This is a genomic window from Caldisericum sp. (genome assembly GCA_022759145.1).
Taxonomy (GTDB): domain Bacteria; phylum Caldisericota; class Caldisericia; order Caldisericales; family Caldisericaceae; genus Caldisericum.
This window is the reverse complement of sequence record JAEMPV010000019.1, coordinates 14,052-21,450: the sequence shown is the minus strand read 5'-3', so window position 1 is coordinate 21,450 and position 7,399 is coordinate 14,052. Positions and strand designations below refer to the sequence as shown.

5 protein-coding genes and 1 tRNA gene are annotated in these 7,399 nt (G+C 36.4%); 1 reads left to right on the top strand and 5 read right to left on the bottom strand.

The features are described from left to right. Positions 1 to 4: 4 nt before the first annotated feature. Positions 5 to 1,708, bottom strand: coding sequence for a Flp pilus assembly complex ATPase component TadA (tadA, locus tag JHC30_01240; protein MCI4462778.1), 1,704 nt, complete (start codon positions 1,706 to 1,708; stop codon positions 5 to 7). After that, entirely contained in the window at positions 1,705 to 4,221 is a 2,517-nt protein-coding gene (locus JHC30_01235) for a tetratricopeptide repeat protein (GenBank protein ID MCI4462777.1), read from the bottom strand. Before JHC30_01235 ends, tadA begins: the two co-directional genes overlap by 4 nt. A gap of 106 nt (positions 4,222 to 4,327) precedes the next feature. Between JHC30_01235 and JHC30_01230 the strand changes: the two genes are divergently transcribed. Continuing rightward, positions 4,328 to 4,402, top strand: a tRNA-Ala gene (locus JHC30_01230). A 5-nt stretch (positions 4,403 to 4,407) separates the two neighbouring features. Here the strand turns inward: JHC30_01230 and JHC30_01225 are convergent. The 3 genes from JHC30_01225 to JHC30_01215 are packed head-to-tail and all read right to left on the bottom strand — an operon-like array spanning position 4,408 to position 7,360. Then, the gene (locus JHC30_01225; protein ID MCI4462776.1) at positions 4,408 to 5,292 is read right to left on the bottom strand and encodes a fumarylacetoacetate hydrolase family protein; all 885 of its coding nucleotides are present in this window, start codon (positions 5,290 to 5,292) and stop codon (positions 4,408 to 4,410) included. Positions 5,293 to 5,313: 21 nt separating this feature from the next. Further along, on the bottom strand, positions 5,314 to 6,606 hold the full coding sequence (locus JHC30_01220; protein MCI4462775.1) for an amidohydrolase: 1,293 nt from the start codon (positions 6,604 to 6,606) through the stop codon (positions 5,314 to 5,316). A 1-nt stretch (position 6,607) separates the two neighbouring features. Beyond that, positions 6,608 to 7,360, bottom strand: coding sequence for a spherulation-specific family 4 protein (locus tag JHC30_01215; GenBank protein MCI4462774.1), 753 nt, complete (start codon positions 7,358 to 7,360; stop codon positions 6,608 to 6,610). Positions 7,361 to 7,399: the final 39 nt, after the last annotated feature.

The window sequence follows — 7,399 nt, the reverse complement described above, 5'->3', positions numbered from 1 at the left end:
TTCATCATTCCACTACCTCCAATGTTGAAACTACTCTTATTACTTCCTCAAGGGTTGTTACACCCTCTGCTGCCTTCATTAGCGCATCATCCAAAAGTGTCTTCATTCCAAGCCTTTTTGCTTCAGTAAGTATCTCTTTAGAAGACGCTTGCTTCAAAATTAGCCTTTGTATTTCTGGTGTTATAGGAAGAATTTCAGAAATAGCAACACGCCCTTTGTATCCCGTATGATTGCAACTGTCGCACCCTGCTCCTTTATAGAAGGTGACACCTTCATCAACCTTGAAACCCAAGTGTTCAAGCACTTCTTTAGAGGGTGTCTGAGGCTCTTTACACTTCGGACAGATTTTTCTTATAAGTCGCTGTGCAGTTGCCCCTATCAAAGATGATGCAACAAGGAAGGGCTCTATGCCCATATCAATAAGACGAGTAGGAATTGATGCTGAATCATTTGTGTGAATCGTTGATAATACCAGGTGTCCTGTTAACGCTGCTTCAATCGCAATCTGTGCCGTTTCTCTATCACGGATTTCGCCTATGAGAATAATATTTGGGTCCTGCCTGAGGATAGCCCTGAGTGCGTTTGCAAAAGTCAAACCTGCTTTATCATTTACCTGCACCTGATTAATCCCCTTCAACTGATACTCTACAGGATCTTCAACCGTTATTATATTTTTTGTTGGTGTGTTTAGTGTGTTTAGAATAGAATACAGTGTTGTAGTTTTTCCCGACCCAGTTGGTCCAGAAATCAAAATCATTCCGTAAGGTTGACTTATGATATGCTTGAATTTTTCAAGGTTTTCGTGTGAAAATCCAAGTTGTTCAAGAGGCTTAATAGAAGAAGTTTTATCAAGGATACGCAAAACTATTTTTTCACCAAAAATTGAAGGTAGTGAAGATACACGAAAATCAACAGGACGACCTTCAAATTTTAAAGAAATACGACCATCTTGAGGAATTCTTCTTTCAGCAATATCCATATTTGAGATTATTTTAAACCTTGCAATAATTCCTGGTTGTATCTTTTTCGAAAGCCTCTGCTTTTCGTGTAGGATTCCATCAATTCTGTAACGGACTCTAACTGAGTCTTCCATTGGCTCAATATGAATATCCGAAGCCCCTTCAACAATTGCTTGCGAAATAATACTATTAACAAGCCTAACAACAGGGGCATCTTCTCCAAGCATTCTCAATTTTGATAAGTCACTTTCCTCTGTCGTTTCAACAACTTCTACATCAGCAAACTCTTCTTCTGCCTTCTTTACAACATTCTCAAGTTCGTAATATCTTTCTATAGTTTGAATTATCGCACTTTTTGGTGTCACATAGAACTTAACATTTGTGCCATAAACTGTTCTCACATAATCAACTGTATCAATATTTGTAGGATCAGAAATTGCAACATGATAGACATTTCCTTCTTTTTTAAAAACAAAAAAGCCAAAAGACTTTGCTTTTTCAGGATCTGTATAGCGAAGGATTTCTTTTTCAATTGGATACTTTACAAGGTCAATAAACTCAAAACCCCACTGTTCTGCAAGGAGTTGAGCCTGTTGAACTTCGTCAATAATACCGTTATCCATAAGAATCTTAAGAAGTGGCTCTTTTGTTACCTTTTGGACAGCAAGGTATTTCTCGAGAGTTTCCCTCGAAACAAGTCCTTTTCTAACTAAAATTTCTCCAACTTTTTCAGTCCCGGGAGATATCATTTTTCTTCACCTCTAATATCTATAATTTTCCCTTCAGAAGGCAATGTTTCTAATAGAACTCTTGCATCTTTATACTCACCCATCTTTAAAAGTTCAGTTAATGCCTTACGGGCGCTTACAACATCACCTATATTCTTCTTCATAATCGCATAACGATAAAGAATCTCTTTCTTCACCTCAGGAACTCCTTCTTCATTCAGCCCCAACTCAAGTTGCTTTAAGGCAAAATCAAGAAGCAATGTCTTTTCGAAGCACATACTTAGCATAAGCCTCATTAAAGCCTTGTTTCTATTGGATCGCAACACAAACTGGAAATATGCAACAGCCTCTTCGTACCTTTCGATAAAGTAATATAGGAAGCCAATTATAAAGTGATAGGTGGGGTCGAAAGGATTCTTTGTTTTCATTGCACTGTATCTTTCAATTATTGGCTCAACAACACCTGCATAGGAAGAATTGGGCGGGAATTTCTCAAGGAATGCAAGAATTTCCCTCTCGTCTCCCTTCTCAACAGCATAAAGGAAAGTTTTAGTAAGTGCCTGCGAGTTGAATGGATCTAACTTAAGTAACTCAAGATTCAACTCATATGCAACATTCGTTAATCCTGCTATTTCAAAGTAGTTTATAAATTTCGTAAGCGTGTCCTTATCAAGGCTCTTTATGTGTTCCTTTATACTATCGTACACAAGTTCAGCGTATTGGATTGCATTATGTTCAACAAGGCGCTCTGCCATCTTTAGAGCAACATCAGTTTTTTGGACACGCAACGCAAGTTCAAGGTGCTTTGCATAGTAGAGAGGCTTGTTTACGCCAAGACTTAAAATTTTCTCGGATAATTCATAAGCCTTCACAGGGTCATTTTGAAGTTCAATATATTCATATATAGATTGGGCAATAATTTCAGCTTCCTCTGGCAACTTGAGACCATTAAGAAGTTCTGCTCCTCTAAAATAATCCTCCAGGGATAACTTGCGTACCGAGTGTGCCTTTATAAGCCACTTTATGCTCTCTATATTATCTCCTGCTTCAACGCAAAGTTCGTAAGTCCTGTAGAAATATTTGAATTTAACGGATTCTGCAATTTCTTTCGAGTTAATAAACTTTGATACTCTTGAAATCAGGGCTTTATTATCTTTTACATAGTTAAACATCTCTTCAAGAATTGCATTAAGGCTTTCAATTGGGAACCACTTTAAAGTTTCTATTGCATCTTCTAAACGTCCAAGTTCAATGTAAGTATTGAAAATTCGTTTCTTAACATTCTCATCTTCAGGGACAAGTTCTTTTAAAGAAAGGAGTGCCTCTAATCGAGCCAAAGGGTCTATGCTATTTGTGGCGCTTCTCAAATAAAATATTGCTTCTTGCTTTCTTCCATTGTCGAGAAGTATCTTAGAAATCTTTTTTGCAACCGATAGATGAGTAGGGTCAATGAGAAGTATTTTCTCGTATATCTCAATTGCCGTATTGATATCTTTTCCTTCAAAATCAAGAGCAAGCGTTTCAAGCTTTTTTACTCCTTCTTTAATATCCCCTTTTTCAATATATGAAAGTGCTTCAACATATTCAGGAATGTCCTCAAGATTCAATCTTACTGGCTTGGGCTGTTCAACCTTTTCTTCAGAAGTTTGAGGCTGTTTTTTTAAAACTTCTTCTACTTTTACTTCGGGTAACTCAGTCGTTACGGGTGGTTTTTCTTCCTCGATTTTGGGCTTTTCTTCTAAGGGTTTTTCAGGAACAGCATTTTCCTTTGCTTTCTCTTCTCTCGTTAAATTCTCTAAAGGCTTAATACTCTCCTTAACGGGCGGTGTATGAACTTCCTCTACTTCTACCTTTTTACTTTCAACAATATTACCTTCTATTGGTATTTGAGGCTTAACTTTTTCTCCACTTCTATTTAGGACATTCAATATCTTTTCTATCTCTTCTACCTTCTTTTTTGCGTACTCATTTTCGGGATCGAGAACTGTAAGTGCTTTGAAGTACTCAAGGGCTTTTTCGAAATCACCTGCGTTGAAAAGGATATCACCTGCAAGTTTCATAAGATTATTGTCTTTTTCTCTCTCAAGAACCCTTTCAATTAGCCTGAGAGCATTAGGAATGTGCCCTGCAGAGATATAAATGTTTATTAATTCCTTTAATTGAGATGTGTTCAATTTGTATCTAAAATCAACCATTTTCATAAGTTGGACTGCTTCCCCAACTTTTCCAAGGTCGATCTTAAGTTTTGCAAGTTTTAATGAGTTTTCTATAACTTTATCAACCTCGTCTACCTCAATGTACAGAGAAACGAGTTTCTCCAGGGAGATTTCAATGCACTCTGGTCTATTAACTTTATTTTCTTCAATAAGGTCTAAAAGGGTTTTAAGCACAAGTATAGCATTATCAATATTCCCGAGTTCTTCATAATCAGAGGCATTGCGCATAGCATATTCACAGGCTCCTTTAATGTCCCCTTTCTGAATTAAACTCTGCAAATCCCTTCTAAAGTCTTTCTTGCCAAATAATGCGCTCATTTCATTCTCCCTTTAGATACATTATAGATTAATTTTATACATTTGCAAGAAATGTCAAGAGGGGTAAAATTAAAAATTCAAAAATCTGGTATAATTCATAGGGGGTGGGGCAGTAGTTCAGTGGTAGAACGCATCCCTCGCACGGATGAGGCCGGGGGTTCAAGTCCCCTCTGCTCCACCAAAATTTCATCTTGAAACTCTGTTTTTCAACTCCCCAACTTTCTCGATTTTTATCAATACCTCGTCGCCTTTTTCAACTGGAAGAATACCTGGGACTGTTCCAGTAGAGATAACATCTCCAGGATAAAGCGTAAAGTACTTTGAGATATACGAAATTGTCTTATCTATTTTGAAAATCATATCCCTGGTATTGCCTTTTTGCTTTAATACCCCATTCACATAAAGTTCGATTTCAAGATTATGAGGCATTTTAACTTCATCTTTTGTCACAATATAAGGACCAATTGAAAGAGAAGTTTCAAAATTCTTGGATCTAAACCATGGAAGTCCCTTTGCCATATCCTTGAATTCTATGTTTCTCTCCGTTATGTCGTTTACAATCGTATATCCAAAAACGCAATCCATTGCATTAATCTCTTCCACATCTTTGCATTCTTTCCCTATAATAACTCCAAGTTCTGGTTCTGGGTCAATCCTTGTTGCCCATTTTGGATACATAATTATGTCTCCATCTGTTATAGCAAGTGTTGCAAACTTACCAAAAAGAATTGGCTCATCGGGAACCTCTCCACCTGTTTCTTTTGCATGTTCAACATAGTTCTTTCCAAGGCACACAACCTGTGCTGACTTATCGATAGGAGGATAAAATTTCTTTACATTAACCTTGAAAAGTTCAAAAAATTGGTCTTTAAAAGTCTTCTTACCCCAGGCGATCATCTTCTTTACATCCTCAAATTGCTCAATTGCAGATTGTACTGATTCAACATAAGGAGCTGTCTTTTCGCCAATGTGCTCCATTGCTTCGGAAAGTTTGTTGATGTTTATTTTGTGCCCATCAACCTCGACACCTACATTCAAAAAACCTTCACTTTCAAATACAAATAGCCTCATACTTGCCTCCTTAAAAATATTTTAACCAAAATTTTGAAGTGGTTTTCCAGATTTCTTTACCCTAAGCCTTTTACTTATCTTATTTGCTTCTTTTATAATTTCTTCCATATTAACACCTAAAATTTTCCCATCCTCGTAAACAAATTTCCCATTTACCATAACTTTCTTTATGTCCTGTTCAGACAATACATAAAGGAGATTTGCAAAAATATTGTCCTGTGGGTTTAATCTTGGAGAGTATTTATCAAGAAAAACTATATCAGCAAGATAATTAGGTTTTATCTTCCCTATGGGTTTCTTTAGGAATCGCTCCCCAAGGCTAAAAAGTCTTACAACCTCTTCAAATTTAGCAATCCTGGGAGAATTTGTTGCAACCTTGCCAAGGATTGCAGAAAGCCGCCCTGCCTCAATTATTGAATAATTTGCATTGGATGCTGCTCCATCGGTTGCAAAAGTTATATTTACATCTTTTTCTAACGCCTTTGGAAGAAGGTCGTTTACCCAGGCAAAGCGCAAGTAAGTTTTAGGCGCACGTGCTATATTTGCGTTTTTCTTTTTAATAAGTTCAAGTTCCTCATCCGTTGCAAAGTAAGCATGGGCTAAAATTGTGTTTTCATTTAGAAGCCCAATTGAATCGATATACTTTATTGGAGTAAGACCAAATTCCTTAATCGATTTCTCCACTTGCCATGGCTCTTCGGAAATATGGAGATGAACCTTCAAATTTGTTTCACTTTGAATTTTTGCAATCGTCTCAAGAAATTCTTTTGGGCAAACATAAGGAGAGTGTGGTCCTAAACTCAATGTAATAAGGTCACTTTTATCTGAGAAGTTCTCTATAAAATTCATTGCCTCATCAAAATTTTTATCTGCGCTTTCGCCTGCTCCAAACATCGTATAAGATAAGTCCGCACGCATCCCAAGTTCAGTATATGCTCTATATGCCTCATCCATATTAAAGTAATGGTCGAAAACAGTTGTGATGCCTGAGGCAATCATCTCTGCTCCGCCTAAAAGCGTCCCTATGTAAACATCGCCTTTATCAATATTTTTCTCGTAAATCCAGATGTGCTCGTTAAACCACTCTGTTGATGTTGTATCTTCTGCTGCCCCTCTTAAAAGTGCCATTGCAGTATGCGCATGTGCATTTGTAAGCCCTGGCATAAGGATATATCGAGAACCATCAATAGTTTCATTATCAACTTCTTCAATTTTTCCAATACTTTGAATTAGATTTCCTCTGATCTTGACATCAACGCTTTCTAAAATCGATAAATCATCAAAATTAACTACTGTAGTATTTCTAATTAGCATCTTAAAACCTATCAAAATATTTGCTCAACTTATCCCAGGGATTAGGCAAATCATCGTCTGTAATGTAAAAGTTTTTGACACCTCTTTTAGTTATGTCATTTAAAACTTCCTCTATATTTTCATCATCAACTCCATAAACAAGAAATACCAGCTTATTAAGATTATTTTTAAGAGAGTCACTAATCTTAAAATTATTTAATTCATAAGGGTCGCCCTCGAATACTACCGCATAATCACAAAAGTTAAGGAGCTTTTGAGGGAAATTTGTCCCGGGATTTATTACAACAACTCCCTTGTATTTGTCTTTAATAAATTTATAGATAGTTGAATAAAGAGAAATAAATTCTTCTTCATCACTTACCTCATCCAAAAATATCCCCCTTATATTTGGGTAAAATTTATACCACCTATCAATATCTGCCTTAATATCATTTATATCTCTTTTACCATAACCTGTATAAACATACCCAATGGGAATTTTTCCTTTAAGAAGCAATCTTCTTATTGCATCTTTATAATTATCATCAACAGTCCCTGAAGGACCGTTATCGGGATTCAAAATAACAACTTGAGTTCTTACCGTTTTAGAAATTGTGAGTTTCAAAAAATCATCTTCGGTAGGATAAAAGTACGCAGGAACAAGTGTAATACTATTTCTTACGCTTGGTCTAATTGTACCTGCTGAGATAGAAGACGCAGAAATTGCAATTAAAAAAATAAATACAAAAACTGATACAAATTTGAAGGCTTTCATAAACTAAATATCCTCCACAAACACCGCAGTGCCTGAAGC

Excerpts from the sequence above, each read along its gene's own strand:
- JHC30_01220 (MCI4462775.1), bottom strand. The coding sequence starts at position 6,606 with ATGCTAATTAGAAATACTACAGTAGTTAATTTTGATGATTTATCGATT.
- JHC30_01225 (MCI4462776.1), bottom strand. The coding sequence starts at position 5,292 with ATGAGGCTATTTGTATTTGAAAGTGAAGGTTTTTTGAATGTAGGTGTC.
- JHC30_01235 (MCI4462777.1), bottom strand. The coding sequence starts at position 4,221 with ATGAGCGCATTATTTGGCAAGAAAGACTTTAGAAGGGATTTGCAGAGT.
- JHC30_01215 (MCI4462774.1), bottom strand. The coding sequence starts at position 7,360 with ATGAAAGCCTTCAAATTTGTATCAGTTTTTGTATTTATTTTTTTAATT.
- tadA (MCI4462778.1), bottom strand. The coding sequence starts at position 1,708 with ATGATATCTCCCGGGACTGAAAAAGTTGGAGAAATTTTAGTTAGAAAA.